This window comes from Streptomyces sp. NPDC054932, assembly GCF_053610205.1.
This window is the reverse complement of the sequence record NZ_JBSGXU010000197.1, coordinates 1-14,836: the sequence shown is the minus strand read 5'-3', so window position 1 is coordinate 14,836 and position 14,836 is coordinate 1. Positions and strand designations below refer to the sequence as shown.

The window sequence follows — 14,836 nt, the reverse complement described above, 5'->3', positions numbered from 1 at the left end:
GCTTCTCCGCCTTGCGATGCACCGTGCCGGACGCCGCGGGCCACGCCTTCCGGGCGCCGGCGCTGCTTTGCGGACACCCCCTAGAACGAATGCCATCGCGATTGCCGGTCGCCGTCCCTGAGGGAGGCCACGCGACGGCGGAATTCGGCCCGTGCCTGCGGGTTGGCGGGGGCGTGCTGGGCGACCCAGGCGCAGCTGGCCGTCTCCCGGGCGCCGCGCAGGACCGCGCAGCCCTCCCAGTCGCGGACGTCCCATCCGTACGCCTCCACGAAGGCCTCGTACTCCTCGCCGGGCATGCCGTACCGGTCGCGGGAGAGCGCCATCACGACCAGGTCGTGCTCGCGCAGATCCGCCGACACGGTCTCCAGGTCGACCAGGGCCGGGCCGTCCGGGCCCACGTGGACGTTGCGGGGCAGGGCGTCGCCGTGGACCGGGCCCGGGGGCAGGCGGGGGGTCAGGGCCGCCACCTCGCCGGCGTAGGCGTCCCGGCGGGCCCGCAGGTAGGCCGCGTCCGCCGGGTCGACACAGTCCCCGGCCAGCCGAAGCCAGCGCTCGACCCCGCCCAGCAGGTCCCGCGCGGGCAGCGCGAACGGCGGCTCGGGCAGTGCGTGCACCAGCCGCAGCAGCACCGCCAGGTCCCCGGGCCCCGCCGGCCGCACCGCGTCCGGCAGCCGGTGCCACAGGGTGAGCGGATGCCCGTCCACCAGCCGCGGCTTCGGCTCGGCCGCGCGGACCGCCGGGATCCCGGACGCGGCGAACCAGCCGGACACCGCGAGTTCCCGCTCGGCCCGCGCCAGCAGCGCCGCCTCCCGGCCCACCTTGACCACCAGGTCGCCGACGGCGAAGACCGCGTTCTCGCCGAGCGCGAGGAGGACCGCCTCCCCGGGTACGCCCCGGGTCAGGCCCGCCGCCGCCAGTACGTCCCGCGCCCGCGCCTCGTCCATACCGCCGGTCTCCCCCTTCGCCGCACTCCCGTGATCCCGTCACTGCTCCGGCCGTTGATCCGGCCGCCGTGGATCCGCTGTCGTCAGCCAGTATGTGGTGGCATCCGGCAGGTGGCCCGATGCTGGAGTCATGGGCGCCGAACAAGACGGACGCGCCGGCCGCGGCCCCTCGGTCGTGGCGCGGCGCGCCCTGCGCACCACCCTCGCCGCGTGCGCCTCGTTCTTCGTGTGCCTGTACGCACTGGACCGGCCCGTGGCGGCGACGTACGCCCTGTTCGGCGTGGTCTCTATGGCGGCGCTCTCCCACATCCCCGGCACCGGGCGCCAGCGGGTGGCCGTCCTGATCAGGACCACGCCCGTGGCCTGGGTGCTGCTGACGATCGGCACCTACCTCGCGATCCGGACCTGGACCGCCGTGGTGGGCATGCTGCTGATCGGTTTCGCCCTGGCCTTCGTGGCGGCGGCCGGGCCCCGCGCGGCGGGCGCCGCTCCCGGCCTGCAGCTGCTCTACATCCTGCCGTGCTTCCCGCCCTACGCGCCGGACACCCTCGGTGAACGGCTCGTGGGGGCGACCTTCGGTCTGCTGCTGCTGATGCTCGCCGAGGCCTTCGTCCTGCCCGAGGAGCCGGGGCCCACCTACCGGCGGCTGGCCGCCGAGGCGTCCGGCACCGCCGCCCGCTGCGCCGCCGAGCTGGGCCGCGCCCCGTACACGCTGTCCGCCGCCTCGGCGGAGAGTGCCCGGGCGGCCGGCGAGACGCTGCGGCCCTTCCGGGTCGACCCGGCCGACCGTCCCGCCGGGCCGGGCCTGCGGGACCGCGCCCTCGCCCACGTGGGCCTGGCCGCCCGTACGCTCCTGGGCCGCTTGGTGAACCTCCCGCCGCCTGCGCCCGCGCCCCCGGGCCGGCTGCCGCCGGAGCAGGAGCCCGAGGTGCTGACCCCGGTCGGCCGGGCCGTGACGGAGGCCGCCGCCCTGCTGGACGGCACGTCCGACACGACCGAAGCCGCCGCGGCCCTGCGGCAGGTGCGGGAGGAGGCCGCGTCGGCCGCCGCGCGGGAGCCGCCCACGACCGCGGCGCGGGGCCGCCGCCGGGCGGCGCTGCTGGAGGTGGCGGACGCCGCGGTGGCCCTGGCGACGGCGGCCGAGCTGGCGGTACGGGGCCGGCGCGCGCAGGTCCCCGACTTCATCGACGCCGGCCGTTTCTGGTACGCCGGTCAGCTCGCCCCACGGCTGTGGTGGCACCGGCTGGCGGGACACGCCGGGCCCCGGTCCGTGCACTTCCAGAACGCCGTACGGATCAGCCTTGCGCTCGCCGCCGCCCGCACGATCGCGGGCGTGGACTCGCTGCCGCACGGCTTCTGGGCGATGCTGGCCGTCCTCAGCCTGACCCGGACCACGGCCTCCCAGACCCGGGCGACCGTACGGGAGGCGCTCCTGGGCACCCTGCTCGGCGCCCTGATCACGGGGGGTCTGCTGGCCCTGATCGGCGACCACACCATCGTCTACGCCATCGCCCTGCCGTTCGTGATGTTCACGGCCTTCCGGGTGGGGCCGGTACGGGGCGTGGGCTGGGCCCAGGGCATGTTCACCCTCGTGGTGGCATTCGTCTTCGCGCAGCTGGCCCCCGTGACGTGGCAGCTGGCCGAGGTCAGGATGCTGGACGTCCTCATCGGCAGCATGATCGGCGTCGTGTTCGGGCTGCTGGCCTGGCCGCGCGGGGCGGAGCGGGAGCTGCACCGGGCGGTCTCCCTGCTGCTGACGGCGGAGGCCGACGCGGTCGAGCGGACCACGGCCGTCGTGGTGGAGGGCGGACCGGGGCACGTCCCCGACGACCGGCCGCTGCAGCACGCGCTGACGATGGCGGAGACCGCGTTCGCGCAGCACCAGAGCGAGCCGCGGACGCGGGACGGCCTCCATCCCAGGACGGACTGGCAGGCGGCGATGATGACCGGCCATCACGTGATGTGGGGTTCGCGGCGGCTGATCGTCCGCGGAGGCCCGGCCGTGGGACCGGAGAACGCCGTCCGGCTGGACGGCCGGGCCGACGGGGTGGCCGCGCGGATGCGAAAGGCGGCGCAGCGCGCGGCGGTGGGGGCGGGGCCGGACGCCTGGGATCCGCAGGGCGCGCCCCCGTCCGCAGGGCCCGCCGCGGACGACCTGCCGGGTGTCTCCTCGCCGCGGTTCTTCGCGGCCCTGGCCTGGCTCGAATCGCTCAACGCCGATCTCGCGCGCGTCACGGCCTCGGATCACCCGCCCGGTCCGTCCCCTTCGAAGAGCCCTGCGGGTCCGTCCGAGTAGGCCGGACCGGCGAAAGATGTTGCACGAGACGTCTCGTCTCGTTTATTGTTCGATCATGACCGCAGCCAAGCCCGCCCACATCGCCATGTTCTCCATCGCCGCCCACGGGCACGTGAACCCGAGCATCGAGGTGATCCGCGAACTCGTGGCCCGGGGCCACCGCGTCAGCTACGCCATCCCCGCCTCCTTCGCCGAGAAGATCGCGGAGACCGGCGCCACGCCCGTGATCTACACCTCCACCCTCCCCACCGACGACGAGCCGGAGGCATGGGGCACCGAGCTCATCGACAACCTGGAGCCCTTCCTGAAGGACGCCGTCCAGGCGCTCCCGCAGCTGGCCGCCGCCTTCGAGGGTGACGAGCCCGACCTCGTCCTCCACGACATCACCTCCTACCCCGCCCCCGTGCTCGCCCACCGCTGGGGAGTCCCCGCCGTCTCCCTCTCGCCGAACCTGGTCGCCTGGGAGGGGTACGAGGAGGAGGTGGCCGGGCCGATGTTCGCCGAGCTCAAGGCATCCGAGCGCGGCCGGGCCTACTACGCCGCGTTCGCGGCCTGGCTCACCGAGAACGGCCTCGGCGACCAGGTCGACCGCTTCCAGGGACGCCCGCGCCGAGGGCTCGTCCTGATCCCCCGGGCACTCCAGCCGCACGCCGACCGCGTCGACACCTCCGTCCACACCTTCGTCGGGGCCTGCCAGGGCGACCGCAGCGCGACCCGGGGCGGCTGGCACCGGCCCGCGGGTGCCGAGGGCAGGAAGATCGTGCTCGTCTCGCTCGGCTCGGCCTTCACCAAGCAGCCCGCCTTCTACCGCGCCTGCATCGAGGCCTTCGCGGACCTGCCGGACTGGTACGTCGTCCTGCAGATCGGCAGGTTCACCGACGAGGCCGACCTGGGCCCGGTCCCCGCCAACGTGGAGGTCCACCGCTGGGTCCCCCAGCTGGACATCCTGCGCAGTGCCGACGCCTTCATCACCCACGCGGGCGCCGGCGGCAGCCAGGAGGGGCTCGCCACCGCAACCCCGATGGTCGCCGTCCCGCAGGCCGTCGACCAGTTCGGCAACGCCGACATGCTCGTCTCGCTGGGCGTGGCGCGCCACGTCCCCATGGCGGAGGCGGACGCGAGGACCCTGCGCGAGGCCGTCCTCCAGCTGGTCGCCGATCCCGGGGTCGCCGCCCGCGCCGAGGCCGTCCGTGCGCAGATGGCGACCGAGGGCGGCACGCGGCAGGCCGCCGACCTCATCGAGGCCGAATTGTCATAGCCGGGTCTTAGGGTGCGCCCATGGCGAAGAAGGGCACGACCGAGAAGGCCACGGCGAAGAAGTACGCGGCGCTGCTGCGCGGGATCAATGTCGGCGGGAGCAAGAAGGTCCCGATGGCGGAACTGCGGTCCCTCCTGGAGGGGCTCGGCCACGGCGACGTGCAGACGTACCTGCAGAGCGGCAACGCCGTCTTCAGCGCCGCGGAGCAGGACCCGGCGGCCCTCGCCCGGGAGCTCGAGGCGGCCATCGAGGCCCGCTTCGGCTTCCGCGTGGCCTGCCTGGTGGTGGACGGCGCGTACCTGCGCGCCGTCGCCGGGGCCTGCCCCTTCCCGGCCGCGGAGCTGGAGGGCAAGCAGCTGCACGCCACCTTCTGGTCCGAACAGCCCGGCCCGGAGCGCTTCGCCGCGCTCGACGAAGCCGCGTACCTCCCCGAGGAGTACCGGCTCGGCGACCGCGTCCTCTACCTGTACGTCCCCGACGGTCTGGGCCGCTCCAAGCTCGCCGAGGCCCTTGCCAAGCCCGCCGTCGTCAAGGGCATCGACGTGACCACCCGCAACTGGAACACCGTCGCCAAACTCGTGGAGCTGACCGGTTCCTGACCGGCTGCCCACCGGTTGCCCACCGGGTTCTGACCCGAACTCCCCCCGGATCAGGCCCTGTTCGCTTTCAATGGGATCAGGAGGATGGGGAGGGGGACCCATGAGCGAGATCCTGCCCGCGGGGGACGACACGCCGTCCGCACCACGCGCCGGCCGGACCCGGCGGATGGCGGAGGTGGCCGCCGTCGTGTCGGCCGCGACCGCGCTGGCGGCCCTGGTCTTCGGCCTGTTCGGGCTGACCGGTGGCGGGAACGGCGGCGGGACCGGTGGTCCGGCACGCACACCGGCCGCCCCGGGCGCTCCGGGCGGCACATCCGAGCCGCCCGCCGAGAGACCGTCGGCCGGCCCCACGGCGACGGCCACCGGTACGCCGACGGCCCGGCCCACCCCCGTGGCGCCGCCCCCACCGGCCCCGGCGGGCTGGCACAGGGTCGACGCGACGGCGCTCACCGCCTCCCTCGCCGTGCCCGACGGATGGAAGATCAAGGAGGACGACGCGCTGCGCGTCAACTGGATCTCCCCCGACAGCCGCTACGTGATCGGCGTCAAACGGGACGGCACCCACGGCAGCACCGCCCAGGCGGCCTCCATCGGCCAGCTCGCCTGGTACCGGAATGCCGCCGAGTCCAAGATGCTGGACCTGACCTCGCGGAGCCGGGCCGAGGAGCTGGGCGGCGAAACGACCGTCCGGCTCGACCTGGACTTCCGCTGGGAGGGCAAGAGCGCCCCCGCACGCCGCATCGAGCTCTTCGCGGCGGGCCGGCACGGTCAGGTCTACCAACTCCTGGCCGAGGACCAGTACCTGGACGAGGCCACGGCGCTGCCCGACCTCTTCGAGACCGCCCGCACCCACCTGCGCACCGACGTGACCTGACCGCGTCCTGGCCGCCCCCGGCCCCGGGCGTTCAGGCGAGCGCGTCCAGCAGCTCCACCTCGCGGGCCGTGAGCCGGATCGCCGCCGCGTCCAGGTTCTCCGCCAGGTGCGCGAGGGAACCGGTCCCCGGGGTCGGGCACAGGACGGGGGAGTGGTGCAGCAGCCACGCCAGGGCGATCCGGCCCGGGCCCGCCCCGTGGGCCGCGGCCACCGCGGTCAGGGCCGCCGCACCCGCGCGGGTCAGGGCGCCGCTCCCGAGGGGGTAGTACGGGAGGAAGGCGATCCCGTGCGCCTCGCACAGCGCGAGCACCTCCGCCGAGCCGCGGTCCAGCAGGTTGTACGGGTTCTGCACCGAGGCGATCGGGGTCGACTCCAGAGCCGACCGCAACTGCCCCGCGGTGACGGTGTCCAGCCCGATGTGCCGGATCAGGCCCGCCTCCCGCAACTCCGCCAGCACGCCCAGCTGTTCGGCCATCGGCACGGCGGGATCGAAACGGTGCAGCTGGTAGAGGTCGATCCGGTCCACGCGCAGCCGCCGCAGGCTCGCCCGGCACTGCTCCCGCAACTGCTCCGGGCGGCCCGCCGCATGCCACCGATCGGGCCCGGTGCGCACCACCCCGCCCTTGGTGGCGATGACGAGCCCCTCCCCGTACGGGTGCAGGGCCTCGGCGATCAGCTCCTCGGCCAGCCCGGGGCCGTAGTTGTCGGCGGTGTCGATGAGGGTGACCCCGCGCTCCACCGCCGCGGCCAGCAGCGCCCGGGCGTCGGAGCGGCCGCCGCGCGGACCCCAGTAGCCGGGGCCCACCAGACCGCCCGTGCCGAGCCCGAGCCGCCGTACGGGCAACTCCCCGCCCAGATCCATTACCCCGTTCACCATGCCCCGACGGTATCCCGGGGCGCGGGATGTGCCAGGCTCGTGGCATGCGTTACATCATCATCGGCGCGGGCGCGGTCGGCGCCACCATCGGCGGACGGCTCGCGGAGGCGGGCGGCGAGGTCGTACTCGTCGCACGCGGGGCGCACGCGCAGGCCCTGCGGGCCGACGGGCTGCGGCTCACGACGGCCGACGGGACCCGGGTGCACCGGCTGCCCGTGGTCGCCGGGCCGGACGAACTGGGTGAACTGCGCCCCGACGACGTGCTGTTGCTGTCCGTGAAGACCCAGGACGCCATCGCCGCGCTCGACGCGTGGGGCGACGCCGAGGTCGCGGGCGGCGGCACGGCGGCGCAGCGGCTGCCGGTGCTGTGCGCGCAGAACGGCGTGGAGAGCGAGCGGCTGGCGCTGCGGCGCTTCGCGCGCGTGTACGGGGTGTGCGTGTGGCTGCCCGCCACCTTCCTGGAGCCGGGCGTGGTCTCGGCGCTGTGCGCCCCGCTGACCGGCATCCTGCACCTCGGCCGGGCGGCGGGCGGCACGGACGCCGTGACCCGGGCCGTCGCGGCGGACCTCGGCAAGGCCGGTTTCGAGGCGCCGCAGGTCGAGGACGTGATGCGGTGGAAGTACGCGAAGCTGCTGGGCAACCTGGGCAACGCCGTCCAGGCGACGACCGGGCCGGAGCCGGACCCGGCGAAGGCGGCGCTGCTGCTGCGGGCCGTCCGCGAGGGGAAGGCCGCCTTCGGGGCGGCGGGCATCGCGTACGCCTCGGACGCCGAGCAGTCGGTGGCCCGCGACGGCAAGGTGGAGCAGCCGGCGGGCGTTCGGGGCGGCTCGTCCTGGCAGAGCCTGGCGCGGGGAACGGGCTCGGTGGAGGCGGACTACCTCAACGGGGAGATCTCCCTGCTGGGCCGTCTGCACGGGGTGCCGACCCCGGTCAACGACGTCCTGCGGCACGCGGCGAACATCTTCGCCCGGGAGGGTCTGCCGCCGGGCGCGATGTCCATCGAGGACCTCACGGCCCTCGCCGACGAGGCCGCCGCTCGCGCCTAGCGGCTGCGCCTAGCGGCTGCGCCCGGCGGTTGCGCTTGGCGGGGCGGCGGCGGTCGGGGATACGCTGAGGAGGAGTCTCTACGTCCGCCGGTCCTCGTCGAAGTGTCCGGCCCCTGCCGTCGCAGCGGCCGGAGTCGATCGGGATGCGATGCGGCGTCGAAGGGTGCCGGCTCGTGGCCGACGCGGGCTTCGGCGCGAACGCGGTGCGGTGGCCCGGGGTGGTCACGCTGCCCGCGCCCACCGCAGGCCGGTGGACGGTCCGTCACACGGTTGCCGTCGTGAGGGAGAGCGATCCCCGTGGACCTCAACACGATCACCGAAGTCGTCCGGCGCCCGCCCGAGCGGCCGGGCGCGCAATGGCGCGAGGGGGATGCCTGGCTCGCGGGCGGGACGTGGCTGTTCTCGGCGGAGCAGCCGGACCTGCGCCGCCTGGTCGACCTGACCGCGCTGCGGTGGGACCCCCTCGTCCCGGGCGACAAGGGCCTCGAGATCGGTGCAACCTGCACCGTCCGTGACCTCTACGCCTTCCGGCCCCCGGCCGACTGGACCGCGGGCCCCCTGTTCCGGACGAGCTGCGAGGCGTTCCTGTCCTCGTTCAAGGTCTGGAACGCGGCGACCGTCGGCGGAAACATCTGCATGTCCCTGCCGGCCGGCCCGATGATCACGCTGACGGTCGCGCTGGAGGCGCGGTACGAACTGTGGGACCCCGACGGGGCCACGCGCACCGTCGACGCCCTCGACTTCGTCACCGGCGACCACCGGAACGTCCTCGTGCCCGGGGAGATCCTGCGGCGCATCGAGATCCCGGTGCACGCCCTGCGCAAACGCGCCGCGCACCGCCGTTTCACGCTCACCCGCCTCGGCCGTTCGACGGTGTTCCTCATCGGCACGCGCACGCCCGGGAGCAACGACCTGCTGCTCACCGTCACCGCCGGCACCACCAGACCCGTCCGCATGGTCTTCGACACCATGCCCGACGCCCCGACCCTGCAGCAGAGCATCGACGTCATTCCCGCCGACGTCTGGTTCGACGATCCCAACGGCACCCCCGAACACCGCCGCCATCTGACGAAGCACTTCGCCGAGGAGATCCGCCGTGAACTCGTGGCCGGAGGGTCGACATGACGTACCGCGTGAACGGCAGGAGCTTCGGCGAGGAGCCGGCGCCGGGACAGTGCCTGCGCACCTTCCTGCGCTCGCTCGGCCACCACGGCGTGAAGAAGGGCTGTGACGCGGGAGATTGCGGTGCCTGCACGGTATGGCTGGACGGCAGTCCCGTGCACAGCTGCATCACCCCCGCCTTCCGCGCCGACGGCCGTGAGGTGACCACCATCGAGGGACTGGGCGCACCCGGCCGGCTGCATCCGATGCAGCGGCAGTTCCGCGACGCCCCGGGATTCCAGTGCGGTTTCTGCACCGCAGGGATGATCATGACCTCGGCGACCTTCACCGAGGCCCAGAAGGCGGATCTGCCCCGGGCCTTGAAGGGCAACCTCTGCCGCTGCACCGGCTACCGGGGGATCGAGGACGCCGTGCGCGGCGTCGTCGGCGTGGAGAGCGCCAAGCCGGGAAAGGCCGTCGGAACGAGCGTCGGCGCACCGGCCGCCGACGACGTGGTGACGGGCCGCGCCGAGTTCACGATGGACACCCGCATGGAGGGCATGCTGCACCTCAAGGTGCTGCACTCGCCGCACGCGCACGCCCGGATCCTGTCGATCGACAGGAGCGCCGCCCTCGCGGTTCCCGGCGTACAGCGCGTCTACACCTGGGAGGACGTGCCGCGCAGACGCTTCACCACCGCGATCCACACCGACCATCTGGTCGACCCGGACGACACCCTCATCCTCGACCGGACGGTCCGCTTCGCCGGCCAGCGCGTCGTCGCGGTCCTCGCCGACACCCCCGGGGCCGCGGAGGAGGGCTGCCGGAGGGTCGCCGTCGAGTACGAGGTGCTGCCCGCGGTGTTCGAACCTGAGGAGGCCATGGCCGAGGGGGCTCCCCAGATCCACGGTGCTGACGACCCCTTCGTGCGCGATCCCGTCCACAACGTCCTGCTGGAGATCCATTCGCACATCGGAGACGTGGACGCGGGCTTCGCCGAGGCCGACGTGATCCACGAAGGCACGTACTCCTCACCGCGCGTGCAACACGCGCACCTGGAGACCCACGGCTCGATCGCCTGGATGGAGGACGGCCGCCTGATCGTGCGCACCAGCTCACAGTCGCCCTCCATCGCCAAGGTCAAACTCGCCCACCTGTTCGCGCTGCGCCCCGACCAGCTCCGCGTGTTCTGCAAGCGCGTGGGCGGCGGGTTCGGCGGCAAGCAGGAGGTCATCTCGGAGGACCTGGCCGCGCTCGCCGCACTGGACACCGGGCGGCCCGTGTGCTTCGAGTACACCCGCGAGGAGGAGTTCACCACGGCCTCGCCGCGGCATCCCATGACGCTGACGGTCAAGCTGGGCGCGAAGGCGGACGGCACGCTCACCGCGTTCCAGGTCCGCAACGTGTCGAACACGGGCGCCTACGGGAACCACGGCGGCGAAACCCTGTTCGCGGGCGGGGCGGCCGTCATGATCTACCGCTGCCCCAACAAGAAGTACGACGCGTACTCCGTCTACACCAACACCGTGCCGAGCGGCGCGCTGCGCGGGTACGGGATGACGCAGCCCGCCTTCGCCGTGGAATCGGCGATGCACGAACTGGCCCTCGCCCTGCACATGGATCCGCTCGAACTGCGCCGCCGCAACATCGTGCGGCCGGGCGACCCGCTCGTCGCCCTGCACGACGGCCCCGACGACGTGGCGTTCAGCGAGGACGGCCTCGCGCAGTGCATCGACCTGGTGGACCGGGCCCTGGCCCGGACGGCCGCAGACCCGCAGCTCGGCCCGGACTGGCTCGTCGGGTCGGGCGTCGCGGCCTCCCTGCACGAGACCGCACCCCCGACCGAACACATCTCGGAGGCCTGGGTGACGCTCGGCGACGACCTCGTCTACGAGGTCGCCGTCGGCACGGTCGAATTCGGCGAGGGCACCTCGACCGCCCATGTCCAGATCGCCGCCGACCAGCTGGGCACCACCCCGTCGCGGATCCGCCTCGTGCAGTCCGACACCGACCGCACGGGATTCGACACCGGAGCCTTCGCGAGCGCGGGCCTCTTCGTCGCGGGCAACGCGGTCCTGCGGGCGAGCACCGCCGTGCGCGACCGCGTCCTGGAATTCGCCGCCGCCCACACGGGCATCCACCCCGTGATGTGCTCGATGGACGACGACGGCGTCGTCTGCGGGGAACAGCGGGTTTCGCTGGCCGAACTCGTCGCGCTGGCACGGGCGCGCGGCATCCGCTTCACCGCGGCCCGCAAGGCCTACGGATCGCCCCGGAGCGCCGTCTCCAACGCACACGGGTTCCGGATCGCGGTCCACCGGGTGACCGGTGAGATCCAGGTCCTCCACAGCGTCCAGGCGGTCGACGCCGGCGTCGTCATCAACCCCGCGCAGGTACGGGGACAGGTGGAAGGCGCCGTCGCCCAGGGAATCGGCTTCGTGCTGACCGAGAACCTCCGCCTCGACGCGAACGGGGCCGTGGTCAACCCGAACCTGCGCAACTACCGCATCCCCACCTACGCCGACGTGCCGCGCACCGAGGTGCTCCTGGTGGGCTCCGCGGACTCCGTCGGGCCGATGCGGGCGAAGGGAATGGCGGAATGCAGCATCAACCCGGTGGCCCCCGCACTGGCGAACGCCCTCCAGGACGCCACGGGAATCCGCTACCGGGCCCTGCCGCTGACACCGGAACGGATCTACGGCCGGCTCGGCGAGAAGCGGTCGCACTCGAAGGCCTGAGCACATGGACACCGACAAGCACGCAGAACGTGGAGAGGACGCCGAGGCCACGGCGATCATCGCCCAGAAGGTCCTGCCCGGACGGGAGGAGGAGTACGAGACGTGGCAGCAGGACGTCAACGCCGCCGCCGCCGCGTACGACGGGTACCTCGGCGTCGAGGTCGCCCCGCCGACACCCCTGCAACCCGAGTGGGTCGTGGTCTACCGGTACGACTCGATACCCCACCTGCAGGCGTGGATCAACAGCCCGACCCGGCAGGGACTCCTCGAAGCCGGCGACAAGTACCTCGACGGCCCCGGAACCCAGCAGGTGGTCAGCGGCCACGCACCGGCGCAGGACCCGCTGGTGACCGTGGTGATCACCCACCGCGTCCACCCGGAGCACGTCGATGACTTCCTCTCCTGGCAGCGCCGGATGAACGAGGCGGAGAGCAAGTTCGAAGGCTTCCGCGGAAGCGAGTTCTTCCCACCCATCGAGGGGGTCCAGGAGGAATGGACCACGCTGTACCGGTTCGACAACGCCGAGCACCTCGACGCCTGGCTGACCTCGGACAGGAGGCAGCAGGTCCTTGCCGAGGGAAAGAACTTCGACTTCAAGCTGCGCACGATCGACAACTCCTTCGGCAGCTGGTTCGCCTTCGAGGAGAACGGCCGGGAAGCGCCCCCGCCCTCGGTCACCAAGACCGCCATCGCGGTCTGGGTCGGCCTGTACCCGACCGTCGTCCTCCTGGCGCTCGCCACGTCACCGCTGAAGATGCCGCTCTGGCTCGGCCTGCTCGTGGGGAACCTGCTGTCGAGCCTCGTCATGAGCTTCTTCACGATGCCCTACTACGTGAACCCGCTGCTGGGGCGGTGGTTGCGCCCGTCGCCGGACGAACCGGCGGCCAGGACCAACCTCATCGGCATCGGGATCGTCGCCGTCCTGCTCGCCTTCTGGGTCGTGGTCTTCTACCTGGTGACCACCCGGATCTGGACCCTGCCCTGACCTACGCCGTCAGGGCGGGCAGCAGGGCGGGGGCGGTGGCGGCCGCGTCGAAGCGGCTCAGCAGCAGCCGCGCCAGTTCCGGGGCCGCGCCCAGGACGTCCGCGACGACGTCCGCGCCCGCGGCCTCGGCGCCGGCCGCGATGCGGTCCGGGAGGCGGCCCGGGGCGATGACGTACGGAGCCACCGCCACCCGGGCGAAGCCCTCGGCGCGCAGGGCCCGTACGGCGTCCTCCGTACGGGGGAGAGCAGCGGAGGCGAACGCAGGCCGCACGGCGCACCAACCGGTGTGCCGCCACTCCCGCGCGGTTTCAGCGATCACTGCGATCGCCTCCGGGTCGGTGGAGCCGGCGGACGCGAGCACCACTGCGGTGGTGGCGCGGTCCGCCGGTGTGAGGCCGGCTTCGGAGAGCCGGCGTTCGAGCGCGGTCAGCAGGAGCGGGGACGGTCCGAGGACGTCCGCCACCGAGACCGAGAGGCCCGGCAGGCGGGTCAGCGCGTCCGACAGCGCCGCCGGGATGTCGGCCTTCGCGTGGAAGGCCCGGGTCAGCAGCAGCGGCAGGGCCACCACGTCACGGACGCCGTCGGCGTGCAGTGCCGACAGCACCTGCTCGACGCGCGGGGCGTTGAAGTCCAGGAAGGCCGTCTCCACCCGCAGTCCGGGCCGCAGCGCCCGCACCCGCCGGGTGAGGGCGTGCACGGTCGCGGCGTGCCGCGGATCGCGGCTGCCGTGGGCGATGACCAGGAGCACGGGCGCCATGCGGCTCAGCTCTTCACCAGGAGGCCGCGGCTGCGCAGGACGTACCGCTCGATGGGGCTGAAGATCAGCAGGTCGATGGCGATGCCGACGACGAGGATCAGGATGATCGCGAGGAAGACGCCGGGCAGGTCGATGTTGTTGCGGCCGTTCTCCAGGAGCTGGCCGAGGCCGAGGCCGAGGTCGGGGGAGGAGGCGATGATCTCGGCGGCCATCAGCGAGCGCCAGGAGAAGGCCCAGCCCTGCTTGAGACCGGCGATGTAGCCGGGCAGCGCGGCCGGCATGACCACGTGCCAGGCTCCGCGCAGACCCGTGGCGCCGAGCGTGCGGCCGGCCCGCAGGAACAGCGGCGGGACCTGGTCGATGCCGGAGACGAGGCCGTTGGCGATCGACGGGACGGCGCCCAGCAGGATCACCGTGAACATCATGGCGTCGTTGAGGCCGAACCAGAGCACGGCCGGCGGCACCCACGCCACCGACGGCAGGGACTGCAGGCCCTGGAGGATCGGGCCGATCGCGGCGCGCACGAACTTCACCCGGGCGACCAGCAGGCCGAGCGGGGTGCCGATGGCCAGAGCCAGCAGGAAGCCGAGCAGACCGCGGGAGACGGAGGTCCAGATGACCTCCAGTAGGGTTCCCTGCAGCCACATGTCGGACAGGCTGTCCCACACCGCGGAAAGGGCGGGGAGCTTCGTCTCGTCGGTGACCTTCAGGGAGACGAGGACCTCCCAGATAACCAGGACCAGGCCGACCGCCAGGAGTGGCGGCAGGACCTTCTTGACCAGGACCTCACGGACCGGGGTGCGGTGGGTCTGGACCGCGTCCAGGGCGTCGAGGCCGGCTTCCAGTCCCGCGAGGTCGTCCGTGGTCGCCTTCGTTTCAGTGCTGGCCATGGCGGCGGATCTCCCCACGCAGGTGTTCAGTGATCTCGAGGGACAGTTCCGCGACGTCCGCGTCCTCGATGCGGCGCGGCTGCGGGATGTCCACGGTCCATTCCTTGGCGACCCGTCCGGGGCGGGAGGAGAGCAGGACCACGCGCTGGGCGAGACGGACGGCCTCGCGCACGTTGTGGGTGACGAACAGGACGGACAGCCCCGTCTCTGCCCAGATGCGGGTGAGTTCGCCGTGCAGGACGTCACGGGTGATGGCGTCGAGGGCCGCGAAGGGTTCGTCCATGAGGAGCAGACGGCTGTCCTGGGCGAGGGCGCGGGCCAGGGCGACGCGCTGGCGCATGCCGCCGGAGAGTTCGTGGACGCGCTTGCCGTACGCGCCGCCGAGGCGGACGAGTTCGAGGAGGCGTTCGGCCTCGGGGCGGCGTTCGGCCTTGGTCACCCCGCGCAGGCGCAGGGCGAGTTCGATGTTCT

13 protein-coding genes are annotated in these 14,836 nt (G+C 73.2%); 8 read left to right on the top strand and 5 right to left on the bottom strand.

Annotated elements, in window-relative coordinates; all coding sequences use genetic code 11:
• Window positions 1-80: 80 nt before the first annotated feature.
• Entirely contained in the window at window positions 81-944 is an 864-nt protein-coding gene (locus tag ACWGE1_RS34395) for a phosphotransferase enzyme family protein (RefSeq protein ID WP_453424384.1), read from the bottom strand.
• A 130-nt stretch (window positions 945-1,074) separates the two neighbouring features.
• Here ACWGE1_RS34395 and ACWGE1_RS34390 point away from each other — a divergent pair, with 130 nt between their 5' ends.
• The 4 genes from ACWGE1_RS34390 to ACWGE1_RS34375 all read left to right on the top strand — a co-directional run bounded on the left by ACWGE1_RS34390 (window position 1,075) and on the right by ACWGE1_RS34375 (window position 5,971).
• Window positions 1,075-3,240, top strand: a complete 2,166-nt coding sequence (locus tag ACWGE1_RS34390) for an FUSC family protein (protein ID WP_453424383.1) — start codon at window positions 1,075-1,077, stop codon at window positions 3,238-3,240.
• 16 nt (window positions 3,241-3,256) lie between these two features.
• On the top strand, window positions 3,257-4,498 hold the full coding sequence (mgt, locus tag ACWGE1_RS34385) for a macrolide-inactivating glycosyltransferase (protein ID WP_453424382.1): 1,242 nt from the start codon (window positions 3,257-3,259) through the stop codon (window positions 4,496-4,498).
• Window positions 4,499-4,518: 20 nt separating this feature from the next.
• Window positions 4,519-5,097: a DUF1697 domain-containing protein gene (locus tag ACWGE1_RS34380; RefSeq protein ID WP_453424381.1), complete on the top strand. Its 579-nt coding sequence runs from the start codon at window positions 4,519-4,521 to the stop codon at window positions 5,095-5,097.
• A gap of 100 nt (window positions 5,098-5,197) precedes the next feature.
• A complete protein-coding gene (locus ACWGE1_RS34375) occupies window positions 5,198-5,971 on the top strand; it encodes a hypothetical protein (RefSeq protein ID WP_453424380.1) in 774 nt (257 codons plus the stop codon).
• Between the two features lie 31 nt (window positions 5,972-6,002).
• Here the strand turns inward: ACWGE1_RS34375 and ACWGE1_RS34370 are convergent, their stop codons facing one another.
• On the bottom strand, window positions 6,003-6,848 hold the full coding sequence (locus ACWGE1_RS34370; RefSeq protein WP_453424379.1) for an aldo/keto reductase: 846 nt from the start codon (window positions 6,846-6,848) through the stop codon (window positions 6,003-6,005).
• A gap of 44 nt (window positions 6,849-6,892) precedes the next feature.
• Between ACWGE1_RS34370 and ACWGE1_RS34365 the strand changes: the two genes are divergently transcribed.
• The 4 genes from ACWGE1_RS34365 (at window position 6,893) to ACWGE1_RS34350 (ending at window position 12,718) form a co-directional block, all read left to right on the top strand.
• Entirely contained in the window at window positions 6,893-7,894 is a 1,002-nt protein-coding gene (locus ACWGE1_RS34365) for a ketopantoate reductase family protein (protein ID WP_453424378.1), read from the top strand.
• 297 nt (window positions 7,895-8,191) lie between these two features.
• The gene (locus ACWGE1_RS34360) at window positions 8,192-9,019 is read left to right on the top strand and encodes an FAD binding domain-containing protein (RefSeq protein ID WP_453424377.1); all 828 of its coding nucleotides are present in this window, start codon (window positions 8,192-8,194) and stop codon (window positions 9,017-9,019) included.
• Window positions 9,016-11,733 (top strand): molybdopterin-dependent oxidoreductase, encoded by a 2,718-nt coding sequence (locus tag ACWGE1_RS34355; RefSeq protein ID WP_453424376.1) that lies wholly within the window; start codon window positions 9,016-9,018, stop codon window positions 11,731-11,733. Before ACWGE1_RS34360 ends, ACWGE1_RS34355 begins: the two co-directional genes overlap by 4 nt.
• 4 nt (window positions 11,734-11,737) lie before the next feature.
• Complete coding sequence (locus ACWGE1_RS34350) at window positions 11,738-12,718, top strand: antibiotic biosynthesis monooxygenase (RefSeq protein ID WP_453424375.1); 981 nt, start codon at window positions 11,738-11,740, stop codon at window positions 12,716-12,718.
• A gap of 1 nt (window position 12,719) precedes the next feature.
• Here the strand turns inward: ACWGE1_RS34350 and ACWGE1_RS34345 are convergent, their stop codons facing one another.
• The 3 genes from ACWGE1_RS34345 to ACWGE1_RS34335 form a co-directional block, all read right to left on the bottom strand.
• The gene (locus tag ACWGE1_RS34345) at window positions 12,720-13,475 is read right to left on the bottom strand and encodes a sirohydrochlorin chelatase (protein ID WP_453424374.1); all 756 of its coding nucleotides are present in this window, start codon (window positions 13,473-13,475) and stop codon (window positions 12,720-12,722) included.
• A gap of 5 nt (window positions 13,476-13,480) precedes the next feature.
• Window positions 13,481-14,365, bottom strand: a complete 885-nt coding sequence (locus tag ACWGE1_RS34340) for an ABC transporter permease (RefSeq protein WP_453424373.1) — start codon at window positions 14,363-14,365, stop codon at window positions 13,481-13,483.
• Window positions 14,352-14,836 (bottom strand): ABC transporter ATP-binding protein (locus ACWGE1_RS34335; protein WP_453424372.1); only part of this gene is annotated, 485 nt, incomplete at its 5' end. The genes ACWGE1_RS34340 and ACWGE1_RS34335, both read right to left, overlap by 14 nt.

What these genes read in the sequence shown, in the direction of transcription:
- ACWGE1_RS34395 (WP_453424384.1), bottom strand. Translation starts at nt 944, where the DNA reads ATGGACGAGGCGCGGGCGCGGGACGTACTGGCGGCGGCGGGCCTGACC.
- ACWGE1_RS34390 (WP_453424383.1), top strand. Translation starts at nt 1,075, where the DNA reads ATGGGCGCCGAACAAGACGGACGCGCCGGCCGCGGCCCCTCGGTCGTG.
- mgt (WP_453424382.1), top strand. Translation starts at nt 3,257, where the DNA reads ATGTTGCACGAGACGTCTCGTCTCGTTTATTGTTCGATCATGACCGCA.
- ACWGE1_RS34380 (WP_453424381.1), top strand. Translation starts at nt 4,519, where the DNA reads ATGGCGAAGAAGGGCACGACCGAGAAGGCCACGGCGAAGAAGTACGCG.
- ACWGE1_RS34375 (WP_453424380.1), top strand. Translation starts at nt 5,198, where the DNA reads ATGAGCGAGATCCTGCCCGCGGGGGACGACACGCCGTCCGCACCACGC.
- ACWGE1_RS34370 (WP_453424379.1), bottom strand. Translation starts at nt 6,848, where the DNA reads ATGGTGAACGGGGTAATGGATCTGGGCGGGGAGTTGCCCGTACGGCGG.
- ACWGE1_RS34365 (WP_453424378.1), top strand. Translation starts at nt 6,893, where the DNA reads ATGCGTTACATCATCATCGGCGCGGGCGCGGTCGGCGCCACCATCGGC.
- ACWGE1_RS34355 (WP_453424376.1), top strand. Translation starts at nt 9,016, where the DNA reads ATGACGTACCGCGTGAACGGCAGGAGCTTCGGCGAGGAGCCGGCGCCG.
- ACWGE1_RS34350 (WP_453424375.1), top strand. Translation starts at nt 11,738, where the DNA reads ATGGACACCGACAAGCACGCAGAACGTGGAGAGGACGCCGAGGCCACG.
- ACWGE1_RS34345 (WP_453424374.1), bottom strand. Translation starts at nt 13,475, where the DNA reads ATGGCGCCCGTGCTCCTGGTCATCGCCCACGGCAGCCGCGATCCGCGG.
- ACWGE1_RS34340 (WP_453424373.1), bottom strand. Translation starts at nt 14,365, where the DNA reads ATGGCCAGCACTGAAACGAAGGCGACCACGGACGACCTCGCGGGACTG.